Origin of the sequence: Trichocoleus desertorum AS-A10 (assembly GCF_039962155.1) — a bacterium.
In the GTDB taxonomy this organism is placed as follows: Bacteria; Cyanobacteriota; Cyanobacteriia; order FACHB-46; family FACHB-46; genus Trichocoleus.
In genome coordinates this window covers 1-17,631 of sequence record NZ_JAMPKN010000055.1, presented here as the reverse complement: position 1 = coordinate 17,631, position 17,631 = coordinate 1, and the positions used below count along the sequence as shown (strand labels likewise).

8 protein-coding genes and 1 pseudogene are annotated in these 17,631 nt (G+C 45.9%); 3 read left to right on the top strand and 6 right to left on the bottom strand.

Annotation, left to right across the window (positions count from 1 at the left end; genetic code table 11):
- The 3 genes and pseudogenes from NDA01_RS27930 to NDA01_RS27920 all read right to left on the bottom strand — a co-directional run.
- Window positions 1–239 (bottom strand): annotated as a pseudogene (locus tag NDA01_RS27930) (IS630 transposase-related protein); the annotation flags it as partial.
- 308 nt (window positions 240–547) lie between these two features.
- Entirely contained in the window at window positions 548–4,567 is a 4,020-nt protein-coding gene (locus NDA01_RS27925) for a WD40 domain-containing protein (RefSeq protein ID WP_348230594.1), read from the bottom strand.
- Window positions 4,567–6,270: an AAA-like domain-containing protein gene (locus NDA01_RS27920; RefSeq protein ID WP_348230593.1), complete on the bottom strand. Its 1,704-nt coding sequence runs from the start codon at window positions 6,268–6,270 to the stop codon at window positions 4,567–4,569. Before NDA01_RS27920 ends, NDA01_RS27925 begins: the two co-directional genes overlap by 1 nt.
- A gap of 721 nt (window positions 6,271–6,991) precedes the next feature.
- On the opposite strand from NDA01_RS27920, the gene NDA01_RS27915 reads away from it, so the two are divergent.
- Window positions 6,992–7,744: a DUF928 domain-containing protein gene (locus NDA01_RS27915; protein ID WP_348230592.1), complete on the top strand. Its 753-nt coding sequence runs from the start codon at window positions 6,992–6,994 to the stop codon at window positions 7,742–7,744.
- A 221-nt stretch (window positions 7,745–7,965) separates the two neighbouring features.
- Here NDA01_RS27915 and NDA01_RS27910 read toward each other — a convergent pair whose 3' ends face one another.
- Window positions 7,966–11,769, bottom strand: a complete 3,804-nt coding sequence (locus tag NDA01_RS27910) for an nSTAND1 domain-containing NTPase (RefSeq protein ID WP_348230591.1) — start codon at window positions 11,767–11,769, stop codon at window positions 7,966–7,968.
- A gap of 153 nt (window positions 11,770–11,922) precedes the next feature.
- On the opposite strand from NDA01_RS27910, the gene NDA01_RS27905 reads away from it, so the two are divergent.
- Entirely contained in the window at window positions 11,923–12,099 is a 177-nt protein-coding gene (locus tag NDA01_RS27905) for a ribbon-helix-helix protein, CopG family (RefSeq protein WP_348230590.1), read from the top strand.
- Window positions 12,100–12,327: 228 nt separating this feature from the next.
- Here the strand turns inward: NDA01_RS27905 and NDA01_RS27900 are convergent, their stop codons facing one another.
- Window positions 12,328–13,161 (bottom strand): hypothetical protein, encoded by an 834-nt coding sequence (locus NDA01_RS27900; protein ID WP_348230589.1) that lies wholly within the window; start codon window positions 13,159–13,161, stop codon window positions 12,328–12,330.
- A gap of 58 nt (window positions 13,162–13,219) precedes the next feature.
- Here NDA01_RS27900 and NDA01_RS27895 point away from each other — a divergent pair, with 58 nt between their 5' ends.
- Window positions 13,220–13,756 carry a hypothetical protein gene (locus NDA01_RS27895; protein WP_348230588.1) on the top strand — a complete coding sequence of 179 codons (537 nt, stop codon included), beginning with the start codon at window positions 13,220–13,222 and terminating at the stop codon, window positions 13,754–13,756.
- A 113-nt stretch (window positions 13,757–13,869) separates the two neighbouring features.
- Here NDA01_RS27895 and NDA01_RS27890 read toward each other — a convergent pair whose 3' ends face one another.
- Window positions 13,870–17,583 carry an nSTAND1 domain-containing NTPase gene (locus NDA01_RS27890; RefSeq protein WP_348230587.1) on the bottom strand — a complete coding sequence of 1,238 codons (3,714 nt, stop codon included), beginning with the start codon at window positions 17,581–17,583 and terminating at the stop codon, window positions 13,870–13,872.
- Window positions 17,584–17,631 lie beyond the last annotated feature (48 nt).

Sequence of the window (17,631 nt, the reverse complement as noted above, 5' to 3'; positions counted from 1 at the left end):
TCCTCAGGCTCCTTAGCAAAAGCACGAAACTTCTCCCAATCGGTGATCTTCTGCCTGGGACTAGGAGTTGCTCTCGGCTTGAGCTGAACGTCTCCGGTTTCGGCTTTCCTCTGGAACTAGAGATTGATCGTATTGCGACTGATGTTGAATAACTCGCTGGCTTCACCTCTCTTCAGTCCGTCTAACTCAATGGCGTGCATCACCTTCTGACGGAAGTCGTAACTATAAGCTTTTGCCATCCTGGGGGACCAATCACTCCTATTGCCAGTCTACGTCCTAACCAGACTGGCAATAGCTATAACTTCGCTGACTTCGGCGATCGCGATATTCTTAAAAGCTCTTAGGGTGTAGGCCGTATCAGAGCGGATAGTATTTTCGACAGCTTAAAATCTCTGATCTCCAGATAAAGGAGAAGTAACTGGAAAGAAGGTCTACTTAGGATTATCGTCCTAGCTGGTAAGAGAGCTAGTAGGAAAGCTATTTTGCTCAGTAGCTTCGATATAGAGAGTCGTGCCGTCTTTCCATGTGAGTGGGGTAAGATGCGCCATTAGGGCGGTGCTCCTTGGTAATTCTGAACAGGATCGCTTTTACAGAGATAGGCATTTTCTGGATGAGTGATGAGGTAAGCCTGAATCCAGTTGCAATTCATTGCTATGAGTTGATCAACATCCCAGGACCACAGCTTGATTGTGTTGTCGTCACTCGCCGAGGCAATTGTCTTACCATCTGGACTAAAACTTACACTTAAGACTGCAGCCTCATGACCTTTTAGCGTATTTAGTGCTTGACCACTCGCTACATCCCACAGCTTGATTGTGTTGTCGTCACTCGCCGAGGCAATTGTCTTACCATCTGGACTAAAACTTATGCTTAGAACCCCTAACCTATGCCCTTTGAGCGTGTTTAGTACTTGACCACTCACGACATCCCACAGCTTGATCGTGCTGTCTTTACTGGCCGAGGCAATTACCTTGCCATCTGGACTGAAACTCACACTTCTGACTCCAGACCCATAACCTTTGAGCGTGTTTCGTGCTTGACCACTTGCTACATCCCATAACTTAACCGTACCATCAGCACTCGCCGAGGCAATTACCTTGCCATCCGGACTGAAGCCTACACTGGAGACCACAGCTTCATGACCTTTAAGCGTGTTTCGTGCTTGACCACTTGCTGCATCCCACAACTTAATCGTACTGTCTCCACCCGCCGAGGCAATTGTCTTGCCATCTGGACTGAAACTCACGCTCAAAACCCCAGATTCATGACCTTTAAGCGTGTTTCGTGCTTGACCACTTGCTGCATCCCACAACTTAATCGTACTGTCTCCACCCGCCGAGGCAATTGTCTTGCCATCTGGACTGAAACTCACGCTCAAAACCCCAGATTCATGACCTTTAAGCGTGTTTCGTGCTTGACCACTTGCTACATCCCACAACTTAACCGTACTATCTCTACTCGCGGAAGCAATCGTCTTGCCATCTGGGCTGAAATTCACATTTTTAACCCTAGACTCATGACCTTCGAGCGTGTTTCGTGCTTGACCACTTAGCACGTCCCATAACTTAATCGCGTTGTCGTCACTCGCCGAAGCAATTGTCTTGCCATCTGGGCTGAAACTCACACTCCAGATCGCAGCCTCATGACCTTTGAGCGTGTTTAGTACTTTGCCAGTCGCTACATCCCACAGCTTGATCGTACCGTCAGTACTCGCCGAAGCAATTGTCTTGCCATCTGGGCTAAAACTCACACTCCAGGCCTCAGCCTCATGACCTTCGAGCGTGTTTAGTATTTTGCCAGTCGCTACATCCCACAGCTTGATCGTACCGTCAGCACTCGTCGAAGCAATTGTCTTGCCATCCGGACTGAAACTCACACTCAGAACCTTAGACTTATGACCTCCAAGCGTGTTTAGTATTTTGCCAGTCGCTACATCCCACAGCTTAATCGTACCGTCAGCACTCGTCGAAGCAATTGTCTTGCCATCCGGACTGAAACTCGCGCTCCAGATCGGAGCCTCATGACCTTCGAGCGTGTTCAGTACTTTGCCAGTCGCTACATCCCACAGCTTGACTGTTCTATCTACACTCGCCGAAGCAACTGTTTTGCCATCCGGGCTGAAACTTACGCCCCAGACGTCATCCTTATGCTCTTTGAGCGTGCTTAGTACTTGACCACTAGCAGTATCCCACAACCTGATTGTGTCATCTCTACTCGCTGAAGCAATTGTCTTACCATTCGGGCTGAAACTCACGCTCAAGATCCCAAGCTCATGACCTTTAAGCGTGTTTAGTACTTTGCCAGTCGCTACATCCCACAACTTGATCGTACTGTCAGCACTCGCCGAAGCAACTGTCTTGCCATCTGGGCTGAAACTCACACTCCAGGCCGCAGACTCATGACCTTCTAAAGAGTTACGTTCACTCACACCATATACACCTTGCAAGGCAGCCATGACTTGAGACTGAGTCTTATCATCTTGCAACGTCTTGGATAACTGTTTAAACTGCTGAGCCGCCTCTAAAGCTTTCAGCAATCCTGCAAACAGTTTGCCAGCCAAAACCTCTTCTCTTGAGGAAGCAACCACCAGCCGCACATCCGTAGCTGCTAGGGTGGCCTCAGCGGCGATAGTCTTGTCTTGGGCTTTTCGCTGTTGTGCTACAGCTTTGGCTGCTGCTGCTTGGGCCTGTTGTTTACTGGCATTCACGCGCTCTAGACGTTGACTTACCGCTTTAGCCTCTGTGTTCGCTGCTTCTAGCCTTTGTTTAGCATCATTGAGTTGCTTCAAAGCTTGGTTTCTAGCTATATTGACAGCTTGCCGTTCATGTTGGGCTTCCACCTGCTCTTGTTTGGCCATCGCTACTTCTTGTTTAGCTGTAGCACCTTCCCGTTTAGCTATATCTCGCTCTTGTTTAGCGAATTCAATAGATTGCTTTGCTGCTGCTTCCTGTTGTTTGGCTTGCTTCGCTCTTTGTTCCGCTTGCGTCGCTTGTTGAGTGACCTGCTGTACTTGGTCCGTGGCGCGTTTGGCCTTGTTATTAGCCTGACTGGTGTTCATACTTGCCAGAAAAGCCACAATCAGCGAGACTACCATCGCAGATGCTCCTAGGCTACTGACAAAGACAGCTCGGCGGCTAGCTTTTACTAGGGTTTTCTGAGCTGTGTGCTTGGCTCCCTGTTCTGCTTCTAGGGCTGCTTGCAGAGTTTGTTGGGCTTCTTCGCTTGCCTGAGTCAACAGTTGATTAGCCTGCCGTTCTGCCTCTAGGGCCGCTTGGATAGCTCGCTTACTCAAATCCTCGCTGGTTCTGAGAAACTGGTAGTCTAAATCACTCAAGCTTTTGCCGACTGCCCACACTTGGGCTTCCCGCAGCGCCTCCCCTTGCAGCAATCGTGACTCATCCTGCCGTCCTGACCTCTCCCAAGCCGTAATCGACTCGGCATAAGGACGCAACTCAGCCAACACTTCTTCTAGCCAGGTGGTATTAAACACAGTGGCATAGATTTGGTTATAGACCTGTAGCTGGCCTTGTTGCTTCACCACCAAACCTGTCAACCGCAGTTTCATCTGCTCGAGACTGTCATCCGCCGCTAGCCCTTCCTGCTGCAAAATCTGCTGATATAGCCCCAACAAGCGTCCAGTATTTTGGCTCCCACTGTAGAGGAGGCGATCGCGAATGGTGCGTAAATGCTCTGGCTGATCTTGAGCTTCCCAGTTGTCGATCACCTTAGAGCGCACCAACTCTGCCACCCACTCGGCTTCGCTACCCACTGGGATTTCTGTCTCCACCTGTCGCGCTAGCTTACATAGCTTTTGGGTCAAAAATGGCTGTCCTCCAGTCCAAGCCAGGATAGCTTGGAGCACTGCCTGGGCATTAGTGGTGCGTTCGACTAATCCGAGTTGTAGGGGTTGGGCTTCGGTGAGTTGAAACCCCGTTAGCTCAATAGCCCGACCGATGTTGAACGGTGTTCGGCGGCGGTCTTGGATTAAGTCTGAGGGCGTTGCCACCCCAATCAAAGCAAAGGTGAGGCGATTGTAAGCAGGCTGATCAGCTCGGCGGTTGTAGCAGTCCCGGGTGACCGCAAAAAAATCATCTTGACTGAATGGCAGTGTCAATACACTATCAATCTCATCCACGAACACCACAATGCTTTGGGGCACAAGCACGAGCAAGACTTCACCGATAAACTTGCTGAAACGTTGCACTGGAGAGAGTAACTCTTGCTGCTGCCACCAGTCATTGAGATCGAACTGAGCGTATAGGTTTAAGTCAGTGATTAAGTAATCAATGAGTCCGGCGTACCATTGTTCTACTGTTGTGTCCGCAGCTCCGATTGAAGTGATGTCAATCGCAGCACAGGCAAATCCTGCTTGCTTCAATCGCTGCATTGCCCGCACTCGCAAGCTAGACTTACCCATCTGGCGCGAGTTCAAGACATAACAAAACTCGCCTGCCTTCAATCCTTCATAAAACTCTTGGTCGGCTTGCCGAGTAACATAGTTTGCCGCATCAAGCGGTAAGCTTCCCCCCACTTGATAGTCACTGCGACTGGGCAGAATCGGGTTCATTAGCCTACTCCCAAGCGATCGCGGAAGTAAATCTGGTAGAGGTTACATAGCGGCAAGACATCATTACCCTGCCGCTCCACCAATCCCATACTGTGCAGCTTAAAGCCTAGACTCGACTCTATCCGCACGGGTCCCTCGGCCATAACAACTTGTTTCATCGCTGCCTCCAACTGCGGGTCATTCCGCAAGTTTTCTAGATGCCGTCGCAGATGGTCGCTGTAAATCCCTTCCTCCGTCGGTGCGATCGCTAGGAATTTCTCCAGCGTTAGATTGCCCTTCGCAATCTCATACAGCGCTCTGCGAACTAAATAAGGGTGCCCATCCACCATGCTCCTAAGTTGATCAATTTCGGAGCTAGACCAACCAAGGCCATGCCGCTGCACTAAGTCGCTCACCTGAGTCTGGTTCAACTCCGGTAACTCAATGGGTAATCCAACATTGAACGGTGATTGATTGATGTTCAGAGGAATGTACACCTCCCTGGAATGAGCAATCGCCAAACGGAATTTCTGCCAAGTGGCATCATTCTTACTTTTCTCATGCCAGAAGCGTAGTAACCCAAAAAAGTCTTGAGCCACCTCCAAGTGCTGAAAGACTTGATCTACCTCATCAAGCCCCAACGTCAAAGGTTCATTCAGGGTTGCGAACAGATAGCGCTGGAAGTAGTTGGTGCATTTGTTTTTGCTACCCAACACTCCTTTCCACAGCTCGCTGAGGCGATCGTCTAGGTTTAGCTCATTTGCCACGCTAGCGCAGAACCATTGCAGAAACTGGTCGATATTATTCAGGAACTCACTATCTACTGATTGCAAGTTCAGATAAACCACTCGATGTCCCTGCTGCTCTGCTTGATACAAAATCCGCTGCATTAAAGACGATTTACCCATCTGCCGAGGTGCCTTGACCCGAATTAAAGCCCCTGGCTTGAGGATTTCTTGATAGCAACTGGATTCAATCGGTGGACGCTCGACATAAAAAGGCGACTCCAGGCTAACAGAACCCTCTGGGGTCTCCAAGAAAGCACTCGGAAGCATCTGTAGCGATCGCGAGGCTGCTAAAGCTACTAGAGGAGATGCTTCACTACCCTCATTCACTTCTTGAAGGGGTTCAGGTTCAGCGAGTATCTCTGATTGCTTCTTGAGGACAGGAGTCAGTTCCTCTGGAATGCCCTCCATGCTAATGCTGGTGCAGCCATAGTCATAGGCAAACTCAATCGATCTCCCACTCGCTAAGGCATCATAAAACCCGACAGCAAATTCTCGGGCTGCCTGATCCCCCACTTCCTGGCTCATGCCAATCACGTAGGGAATATGACGGGCGATCGCCTTGGCCTGCAATTCGGAATAGCAAGCATTAAGGACAACGCACTCGACCTGCTCCTTAAACAAATCAAACAAACTTGCTAAAGCCTTAGCACTGACCAATTTGACTTGGCCTAACTCATCCTCTAGGGCTAAACCGCCTTCCCCAACTCCATGCCCAGAAAAATGCACAATCTGTGGTTCCAATTCCAACACAGCTCGTCGCATTTCACGCGGAGTGACTGCCCACTTTTGTTCCAATTGAAACTTGTTGCGCTGCTTGGAGCGCTGCAACCCCTCATCAATCTCATTGACTTCTTCTCCTAGCCGGAGTGGAGTCGAAGCCTTGGGGTTAGCTGCCAAAAACAGAATGGTTTTTTTGTGCCTGCGGGGGCTACTCATGCACAGCCATTCCTATCTAGATGGGTTACCTAGTTTCTTACAATATCAAGAGTTATCTTTACACTGATAATCGGTTAAGACTGTAATGGGAATAACCCCAAACATTAAGTAACAATCAGTCATATCCTTTGGTAAAGCTGCTGCCTGTGTTACTTCTAAGCAAGATGCAGTATTCTACACTAGATGGTCTCTTATTTAACTCACACAGATGAGTGGTTGAATAGAGTGAGGCATCAATTTCAGTTCGACAGCACCAAGAATTGAAACAATGATATTCGAGTAGTGCTGTGTAAGGCTTCAAGGATTTTTCATTCTATTTTCCGACAAATTTCATTATCCACCGTTGTTCGTGGTAGCGGTAACCCAACCACTTTGCACTTTCGGTGCAGGGGTTTTAGGCCTATCTCGTACTTTTATTGCCCGTACGTCGGCTCAACCCCACAACCTTATCCGCAGATTATGAGCAAGATTCGATTCGAAGTGACCCCCAAACCGACAAAAGCTTAAAAAGGTGGCCCAAGGAAAAACGGGATTTGTTGTAGCGACAATGTGATGGATCATTGAACGCTCGAATGTACGGATGGAACGGTATAAAAGTTGGTTAAGAACTTTGAGCAGAAATTGAGCCGTGCCACTGCCAATCTCTGCTTTATCAGACTGCCGCTTAGAAGATTGGCACCTAAACAGATATCGAATGGGTTCTATAGCAAGGGGATACTGTATGCAGCTATGGCAAGGAATGAAGATAGGTACACTATCGGTGTTATTAGCTAGTATGGCTGCGATCGAACTGATGCCAGTAGCGACAGCTTTACCAACGCCAGGGACATTGATGACGCGATCGCGGCGGCTTAAATTCCGTGTGGGCGTGCGGCCTTCCCATTATCGAGGTGGAGGGTTTAGTCGCTCTGGTAGTAGCTGTGGCACTCAAATGCCAGCGGCTTTAGTCCCTCCGCCTCAGGGTCAGGAAAAGGTAGCTAGCAACAAAACGACAGTAGACAAAACCGCTTCCGAGCGGCCAACATTCTTTGTTTACCTACCACCCTTAGATACCCAAACAGCACAATTCAGTTTACAGAACGAAGCTCGAAATAAGGAACTCCATCGTGTCATCTTTAAGCTGACCGGAAAGCCAGGGGTTGTAGGGATTTCTTTGCCCAACTCTGCGCCTGCTTTACAGGTAGGACAGAAGTATTTCTGGCAAGTCACTGTAGGCTGCGATCCTGATGATTCCAGCGTCGCGGTGATTAGCAGCTGGGTTGAACGGGTGAAACTGCCTACTGCCACACTCAACAATCGTCTAGCAGCCTTGGCAGAACAGGGTATTTGGCAGGATGTAGTAGCGCAGATTGCCTTGCAGCGGTATCACAATCCTGGCGATCGCGCTGCCATTGAGGACTGGTCTGCCCTCATGGAAGATGCTGGATTACAGCAATTTAAGCAAGCGACGATCGTCCAGATTGTCAAGAACTGACCAAAGTTGAGTAAGCTTTCCTGAGAAAACAGATAAAAGTGTTGTTCGAGGTTGGCGATCATCTGGGTGCGATCGCCTTGACTAGTCTGCTGAATATGACTCCGGTTGGTAGGTACAGGTGGATATAACCGACGTTTGAGTTTGAAGAGATGTTGCAGCCAACGTAGCAGGCGATCGAATTGTTGGGTTAACCAGCTCATGTTCAAAAAGCGCGCCTCTCCTTAATTCCAGACATACTGTTCACAGGTACGCTTAGCGTCCCTGGCAACCTCCGCTGTAGGGGAGATTAGGCTGGAGTGACCGCGTAATTTTTGGCATGCCATTTCAAGAAGCCCTTCCCAAGATACCTTCCACAACCGTATTGTTTTGTCTTTACTTGCACTAGCGATCAATTTACCATCGGAACTGAAAGCTACTGAATGAACCGTACTCTTATGTCCACGTAAGGGTTGTCCAATCAGCTTTCCTGTGAAAACATCCCATAACCTAACAGTTCCATCCACGCTGGCACTAACAATTTGTCTGCCATCAGGGCTAAAGGTGATAGATCTGACTTGATTTTCATGCCCTCTAATCGGTTTTCCAATCTGCTGACCAGTAGAGACATCCCATAATCGTATTGTTCTGTCATTGCTACCGCTGGCGATTTTCTTACCGTCAGGGCTAAAGGCTACGGACATAATGTTATCTTCATGTCCCCTTAGGGGTTGCCCAATCTGTTGATGACTTGCAACATCCCATATTCGTATTGTTCTGTCTTTACTACCGCTAACAATTCGTTGGCCGCCCCTATCAAAGGCTATGGACATAATGTTATCTTCATGTCCACGAAATGGCTCTCCAACCTGCTGGCCCGTAGAGACATCCCATAATCGTATGGTTCTGTCATTGCTACCGCTGGCGATTTTCTTACCGTCAGGGCTAAAGGCTACGGATTGAATTGTCCTTTCATGTCCCCTTAGGGGTTGCCCAATCTGTTGATGACTTGCAACATCCCATATTCGCACAGTTCTGTCTATACTACTGCTAACAACTCGTTGATCATCTCTACTAATGGCTACGGACATAACCTCATTTTTATGCCCCCTTAAGGGTTTCCCAATTTGTTGGCTCGTAGTAATGTCCCAGAACGATATAGTTTTTTCATAGCTGCCACTAGCAAGTTGTTTGCCATTTCTACTAAAGGCTACGGAAATAAACCGCTCTTGTCCATGCAAGACCGACCCAAGGTCTTGGTGTAAGGGGGTATCCCATAAGCGGGCTGTTTCATCTAAACTGCCACTGGCAATCCACTTGCCATCTGGGCTAAATTGAACGGTTCTGACGGCACCTTCATGACCGTATAGTGGCTGACCAATTAATTCTCTTGTAGAGGTATCCCATACTCGTATTGTCTTGTCGTAGCTGCCACTGACAATCTGGCTACCATCGTGATTGAAAGCAACTGAGATAACGCCATCTCCATGACCGGTTAGGGGTTTCCCAATTTGCTGCCCTGTCGAGGTATCCCATAGCCGTATCGTTTTGTCTAAACTGGCGCTGACAATCCGCTTACCATCGGGACTGAAAGCAACTGCAATTACTTGGTCGTCATGTCCTTTCAACGTCTTTCCAATTAGTTTGCCAGCGATGGTATCCCATACTCGTATTGTCTTGTCGTAGCTGCCACTGACAATCCGCTTACCATCGTGATTGAAGGCAACTGAGATAACGCCATCTCCATGACCAGTTAGGGGTTTCCCAATTTGCTGCCCTGTCGAGGCATCCCATAGCCGTATCGTTTTGTCTAAACTGGCGCTGACAATCCGCTTACCATCGGGACTGAAAGCAACTGCTTTCACTTCCTTGTCATGACCCATTAGGGGTTTCCCAATTTGTTGTCCTGTCGAGGTATCCCATAGCCGTATCGTTTTATCCAGGCTGCTACTAACTATTATTTCCCCATTAAAATTAAATGCAACAGAGGTCATCCCCTTCTCATGACCACGTAGTTGCCGAATTAGTTGACCTTTGTAAGGGTCCCACACCCACACTGTGCCATCTAAATTTGCAGAAGCAAGTTGCTTACCATTAGGGCTAAAAGCAATAGAAACAATGCCAGCTTTATGTATCAAGCTCTGGCTCTCTTTATTTGCTTGAACAGAACTAAGTAAGCTACCTATAACTTGAAAGGGTATCGTTTGAGCTGATAGACGTGCTAAGAGTGATTGGCTAAGTCCTACTGATGCAATAGCACTAATCAAAGCATTTACAGGTTGAGTCGAGACCAATGCTTCCGAAGTCAAAGCCAATTGTTCTACTCGTCGTCGCTCTGCCTGTTGCGTTTGATAAACAGAGAATATGGCTAATCCTGTTGTTATTACCAGCCCTACTACTAAACCTCCAAACTGCAGTTGTCGTAATTGTTTACGGATATCCTCTACCTTCTTGGAAATTTGGAAGAATTCTACTTGCAAAGGGGTCATATCCATTCCTGCCCTCTGCTGGTAGCGCTTCAGCAAATCCAAATCCGGTGGTCTCCATAGGTTTCCTTCTGGGCGGTCCTGCTCATCCCAATATCGGGCTGCCTCATCTAAACGGCGTTGAAACCGAATATCGGTACGGTTACCCTCTAGCCAAGCCTGAAGTTGCTGCCAGTGTTCAAATAATGCTTCATGGGTAACTTCAGCAGTTTCGGTGTTACCGTCGGCAGAGAGAGTAATCAGCCGAACACCAGGGGCAGCAAACAAGTGAAGGACCTGTTTCACCTGCTCTGGCTGGTCCTGGTATGAAGCCAGACTGTCAATTAAGGCACGGCGACGGGTATCTTTTGTACCCTCTCCCAGTTGAACCAATCCTAAAAACATACGGCGGACGATTGCCTTCCCGCCATCATCCAACGAATCATAAATCCGCTGTGCTTCCCCGGCCAAGGCACCCCCCACACCACCGATCGCCTGCAGGGTTGCTGCTGGTTCCTTGCCCTCGGCTAACCCGTCCCAAATACGAGTCAGGGCAAACTGGAGTAAAGGCAATGCTCCTTCTCGCCCTTCGGTGTCTTTAATCAACAGGTCGATCGTGGCATTATCGAGAGAATGTCCTGCCTGTTTTGCGGGTTCTGCGATCGCCTGTCGCAGTTCCTCTAGGCTCATGGCAGGCACCAGATAGCCCTGTTCACTAAACAGCCGGTTCAGAACAGCATGTTTGTGAGTTTCTCCCAAAAAGTCACTCCGGAGGGTGACAATCACCATCACTCGCCTAGAGCGATCGCCCGCAGCATTCAGTAAATTGCCTACAAACGCTTCCCGTTCAGCAGTGTCTTTACAGAGGGTGTACACCTCTTCAAACTGATCGATTAGCACAATCAATGGCGCGATCGCGATATCTGGCATTACATCCGCGATTCGCCGCAGGCCGTCGTATTCTCCGGTTTCATTATCCCGTTTCAGTTCTCCCGCGAACTCCCGAGTTTTGGCAACCGGGGTCAAATCCTGAGTCACAATTCTGGCGAGAACGGTAGCTAATGACTCTAGAGGATGGGTTCCTGGCACCAAGACGGCAACTCGTGCCCGATCGTATCCAGGTATCGGATGCCGTGCCAATTCTGGTATTAGTCCTGCCCGTGCTAAAGAAGACTTGCCGGAACCAGATGGCCCATAAATTGGTAAAACACGAATGGCGGATTCCGTTTCATGCAGGCTGCGGAGTTTTTCCCAAAGGGTAGAAATCTGCTTCTCTCGTCCAAAAAAGCGATCGCCATCCGTCTCCTGAAATGCCATCAAGCCTTTGTATGGATTCTGACCAATATCCGATGGGGTTGCCTTAGAAGCAGATGAGTCCGATCCAGTAGAGCCTGATTGGAAGACAGCTTGTCCCCCGCTGACATACACGACAATGCCACCCAGCACCTGCCCAATTGCCTGATTGCGATCGCCCCGCACATTTTGAGTTATTTGAGAAGAATCGCGACCGTCCGACTGAGGCACGTTGCTCTCATCTAACAAGTCCTGTTGGTCTATCTGGGGACGGTCACTTTTGGATTCCACAACCTTGGCTGGAGACTATTTTGTTAGGGAGGCTACTCCATTATCAAACCTGAGAAGAGGCACTAAGATGGGTGAGGGCAATGTTGCAATAAAGATTGACAGTCTAAACTACCAGTCAACTTAGCCCATAGCGTAACTCACCTCTGGGTACTCATGCCAAGATCAGGAAAGCGAAATCCAGAACATCTTAACGTTCGGCTGCCGCAAGCCGAGATGGAATTGCTGAGACGCTACTGTCAGCAAACCCAGCGATCGCAATCGGATGTGATTCGCGAATTTATTCGGAGTCTACAAAGTCAAATCTTGACTGCTGATAGCTCTAGTACGTGATGGTCATCTATTCTGTTGAAGTGTAAGGGCGATCGGAGCCTCCTGAGAATGAGCTCAACCCTTATTTCGTTGAATGAATTTTTTACAGACTCTTCGTATCTCGCCGAGAGTGTTTCTGTAGAGACACTAGGTAACCTAATAAATTAATTCTGGTTTAAATTTTGCAAGACTTTACAGTACACAGTACTTGAGTGCTTTATCCTTGCTTCCATAGGCTCCATAGGCTCTCTATTTTTTAACCGGAGCTACATAGTATCTATAAACACCTTCTTCATTGTTCGGTATAAACTTGATCTCAATACCAAGTTCACGAGCGCTTATGTATAACCTCTTACCGTAAAAATCTCCAAGGTAAACTCCAACATGCTCCTTATGTGACCAAATATCTCCTATCTGTCTATTTTTAGATTTGTATCTTACCTTAAAGCGCTCTATTTCAACCTCAACATTACTCCACTCGTCTGCCAAGGGTGGTGACCATTTCCATGGGACGTTATTTACATAGGGAAACTCTTTTTGAAATATATCTAATTTTCCCTTATGTATTAGACAAAAACTACTATAAATCACTTCTGAAACAAATAGATTACACTTTGGCATGCCAGAGTTTGAATCAGCATATACTTTAGATTTAAAGTCTCCTAAAATCCCCCAAAGATCTAAACTTATATGTTTTTGTTTATAAACCAACTCATCACCAAGCAGCTTAATCGACTCTAAAGCTATTTCCATTCCCTCATTTGTATCTTTATCCAAAACTTGAATTAAATCTTCAAGTTTTAGCTTAAGCTCAGAGATGCTAGATACTAAATCATGGTATTCAAAATCATCAGTCCAACCTAAAGTATATTTTTTATCCTTATATAAATTTTTCATTATTTCCAAATAAATATCCAAGAAACTATCGACTTTTTTTATGTCTCCATGCATAGAGCTTACTGGCTCGACACATAGAGTTTCTCCAAATAAGAGGTTTTTTTGAGGAGTATTATGGAATAATACAACTATTAGAATCAGTGCAGCAAACAAAAATGCAAATTTACTTTTATGACGGTTGCTCATAAGTTAGTGTACCTGATATGTTTGACCTATTTCTCCCAATTTCACGAGAGTCAGTACAGTGAGTAAATATTTAAAGTGGGCAATTTTCCTTTTCATCCTCGTTTTAATCTATTTTTTTTATCCTAAAGAAAGGTTCTCGAAGTATGAAAGTCTTATTTATGGGATTGAAGTCAGTTATCCAAAGGATTGGTCAATTGAAGAAATATCACAAAGTGAACCTGAAAAGGTACTTCGATTTTCATCATCCAAAGGTGAGTTGGTTATTAATATTGAAAATTTATCTCCGCCTCTTAAATTAAATGAATACACAAGGCTAATCATCAGGCAAAGAACTAAGTTTCCCAATAATATAAAGATTGAAACAGAACGTACGAACTTAGCTGGACACTCTGCTTTCCGCGCTAATTATGATTTTTACGATAATAATAAAAAAACAAATATTTGGAGTTCTCAAATCTGGAGCGTCAAGGACAATTTTGCCTATATGCTAACTTACAGGCAGTACTTTAATATAGGATTATCTTTCGACAAGGATGAATATAGACGCTTCTTAAACAGAAGTTCAAAGATAACAAAATCATTTAATATTACGTAAATAGTCAAAGTTAAACTGTTTTACACTTTCTCAAAATTTTGTAGCTGGCGGCCCCTCGAAAAGTTTAACTGTAAAGCTACACTTTAATTATTCTTTAACATAAATGTGGCAGTTCACATAACTCTACAAATGTTCTTGTCCTTTGCAGATCTATTCAGGCTCAAATAGTCTATCAACCAATTACAGCCTTCTAATGTTAAATTATCTAGATCGGAAATCTTCCAAACATATGCTTTCCGAGTTCCTTGTTGAAGCATGTCTCTATTAATTTTGAGAATTTTAACTGATTTCCCACTTACTAAGACAAGCAGAGAATTAAATTGGTTAAAACTTACATCCCGTATAGGATGAATATCTTGAATTATCAATCTTTCTTCACCTGCCAAGCTAAAAACCTTTGAAGTACCATCACTACTTGCTGAAAGAAGAAAGTTATCATTGTCAATAAAATGAATAGTATTTATTTCTTGACTATGAGCTCTAAAACTATTGACAATCCTTTTTTCTGTTAAATCTAATATCTTTATATAACCACTTGAATAAGCTACAGCAATCTTATTACTATCTGAGCTAAAGCTTAAAGATTTAATCTTACCTTTAGTATTAAAGGACATGAGCTTTTGTCCCTTTAGACTCCATAGCTTAATTACGCCATCATCTCCTCCCGAAGCAATTTTGCTTCCTCCAGGGCTAAATATTATTGCATTAAGAAGTTCAGTAGCAGCTGTATCAAAAGCAGTTTCCTGCTTTCCTTTACTCGACCAAGTTTTAATGATCCCATCTGCTGAACCAGCTGCAATTTTAGAAGAACCGTCTAAATCAATGCTGATACTTCTAACCCAAACATCAGAGGGATTTAAGGTAATTTTTAAAGAGCCATTATCTGCATCCCATATTCTTACACTGCTATCATCGCTTCCAGAAATCAAAGCTCTACTATCCGAGCTAAATTTTATAGTATTTATTGAGCCTGCATGGCCTATAAAATTAATGATCTTCCCAGTCCGAAGATTCCAAATCTGAATAGCTCCATCTATTCCTGCAGAAGCTACTTTAGCTCCATCTGGGCTAATATCAGTAGCCCAGATCAAACCCGAATGAGGCAGAACACGTACTTCTTTCTCAGAAGTATTCCATTTTCTAATAAAACCGCTATTACTTAATGAAAAAAATGAATTTTTTTTGTTGATAATCAAGTTATTGATTGATGAACTATCCACTCCTAAAGTAATAACTTCTGAATTAGCTAAATTCCATGACTTAATGAATCCATAATTATCTCCAAAGACTAAATAATGATTTGAGAGAGCAAACTTAACAGTTCGAATAGAGCTAGCTTGAATCGAAGTGTTATGTCCGCTAAAAGTTTTTAATTGCTGACCATTCCTATTCCATAGTTTTACAGTACTGTCACTGCTACCAGAAGCAATCGTCTTACCATCTGGGCTAAAATTAACACTATTTACTGAATCACTGTGTCCGCTAAAAGTTTTTAATTGCTGACCATTCCTATTCCATAGTTTTATAGTGCCGTCACTGCTACCAGAAGCAATCGTCTTACCATCTGGGCTAAAATTAACACTATTTACTGAATCACTGTGTCCGCTAAAAGTTTTTAATTGCTGACCATTCCTATTCCATAGTTTTACAGTACTGTCACTGCTACCAGAAGCAATCGTCTTACCATCTGGGCTAAAATTAACACTATTTACTGAATCACTGTGTCCGCTAAAAGTTTTTAATTGCTGACCATTCCTATTCCATAGTTTTACAGTACTGTCACTGCTACCAGAAGCAATCGTCTTACCATCTGGGCTAAAATTAACACTATTTACTGAATCACTATGACTTCTAGGTATAAATCGAGTTTCTTCTCCGCTAATATAATTTAAGATTTTCAAATCACCGTTACTTATACCAATAACAGCATCTCCATCAGGGTTTATATCAAATGATATCGTCGAGGCGACTGACGGCTCTCTGAATATATTTAGATGATCTTTTTCATATACTCCATAAACTGCTTGCTGAAGATTTTCAACTAACGCCTCTTTTATTTCTTTCTTATTTATTAATGTTCTAAACTTCTTACTAGCCCTCACAATTTCTATTAGTGCGTCCAACTGTTGACGTTGCTCCAGGAGAAGTTTTGAAGTAATTACCAGTTGCTCCACATTCTGACGTTGTGTGACTTGCAACTGATAGATCAGAAAAAATAGCCCAGCAAGTAGTCCTCCAACGCTCAGTTTTTGTAGTAGCTTGCGGATATTTTTGGTGCGTTTGGATGCTTGAAAAAATTCGACTTGTAGGAGAGTCATGCCATCGCTTGCTCTTTGAAAAAATTGTTGTAACGAATCTAAGTCTGGCGATCGCCACAAGTTTCCCTCCGGTCGCCCCTGCTCATTCCAGTACCGAGCCGCTTCATCCAATCGCCGCTGAAATCGAAGATCACTCCGGCTTCCCTCTAGCCAACTCCGAAGTTGATTCCAGTGGCCAAACAATGCCTCATGGGTGACTTCAACCGTTTTAATATTATTTTCGGTAGATAGAGTAATCAGTCGCACGCCAGGAGCCGCAAACAAATGGATGACCTGTTTTACGTTCATAGGCTGATCCTGATGTGAGATGAGACTATCGAGTGAGGCACGTCGGCGGGTATCCTTCGTCCCCTCTCCCAGGTGCACCAACCCCAAAAACAGACGACGGGCGATCGCTTTCCTTTCATCATCCAACGAGTCATAAATCTGCTGTGCTTTCCCTGCCAGGGCACCCCCCACTCCATTGATCGCCTTCAATGTTTCGACAGGTGCCTTGCCCTCTGCCAATCCTTCCCAGATGCATTCCAAGGCAAATTGGAGCAGGGGCAAGGCTCCTTCTCGTCCTTCAGCATCCTTCACCAATAAATCGATGGTAGCTGCATCCAGAGGATGTTCTGCCAGTTCAGCAGGTTTAGCGATCGCCTGCCGTAATTCCTCTGGACTCATAGCAGGCACGAGGTAGCCCTGTTCGCTAAACAGCCGATTCAAGACAGCATGTTTCTGAGTTTCTCCCAAAAAGTCACTCCGAAGCGTCACAATCACCGATACTCGACGAGCGCGATCGCCTGCTGCACACAGCAAATTAGCTACAAAAGCATCGCGCTCGTCTTGGGCTTCGCAGAGGGTGTAAATCTCTTCAAGCTGATCGACTACCACAATCAGCGGAGAAATGGTGATGTCAGGAAATACATCAGCAATTCGTCGCAAGCCGTCATACTCGTTGTTTTGGTTTGCCTGTTCGAGTTCCCCAACAAACTCACGAGTTTTAGCAGCTGGAGTTTGATCATCTGTTGCGACTCGGACCAAAACCGTTGCTAGTGCTTCTAAAGGATGCGTTCCAGGCACTAGCACTGCCACCCTTGCTCGAGCATATCCTGGTAGCGGGTGCCTTGCTAGTTCTGGAATTAACCCTGCTCGTACTAGGGAAGACTTCCCTGACCCTGAGGGGCCATAGATGGGAAGAAATTGCACAGCAGTCTGCTCTTCATGCAACTCCCGCAGCTTATTCCAAAGTTGCTCAATCTGCTTCTCCCGCCCGAAAAAGCGATCGCCATCGGTCTCTTGAAACGCCATCAATCCCTTGTAAGGGTTGGGGCCGATGGTAGAGGGAGACTCAGGCTCAGCTTTCAAGGAACGCTCGAGCTGGGGCTGGTAAATGGTGATGTGCCCCCCACCCATAACGTTCACAATCGTGCTGCTAACCGCTTGACCAATCACCTGGTTGCGATCGCCCGTCACATCCTGCTGAACCGGCAAGCTTTCGTCTGAAGAACCAGAATCAGTTGACACAAGCTTGTAACTCCATCCCTACAGAGTCACATCGCCTGTGACGTTGCC

Bases quoted from the DNA above. Each gene is read 5' to 3' on its own strand.
- NDA01_RS27915 (WP_348230592.1), top strand. From the start codon at position 6,992: ATGCAGCTATGGCAAGGAATGAAGATAGGTACACTATCGGTGTTATTA.
- NDA01_RS27900 (WP_348230589.1), bottom strand. From the start codon at position 13,161: ATGAGCAACCGTCATAAAAGTAAATTTGCATTTTTGTTTGCTGCACTG.
- NDA01_RS27920 (WP_348230593.1), bottom strand. From the start codon at position 6,270: ATGAGTAGCCCCCGCAGGCACAAAAAAACCATTCTGTTTTTGGCAGCT.
- NDA01_RS27925 (WP_348230594.1), bottom strand. From the start codon at position 4,567: ATGAACCCGATTCTGCCCAGTCGCAGTGACTATCAAGTGGGGGGAAGC.
- NDA01_RS27905 (WP_348230590.1), top strand. From the start codon at position 11,923: ATGCCAAGATCAGGAAAGCGAAATCCAGAACATCTTAACGTTCGGCTG.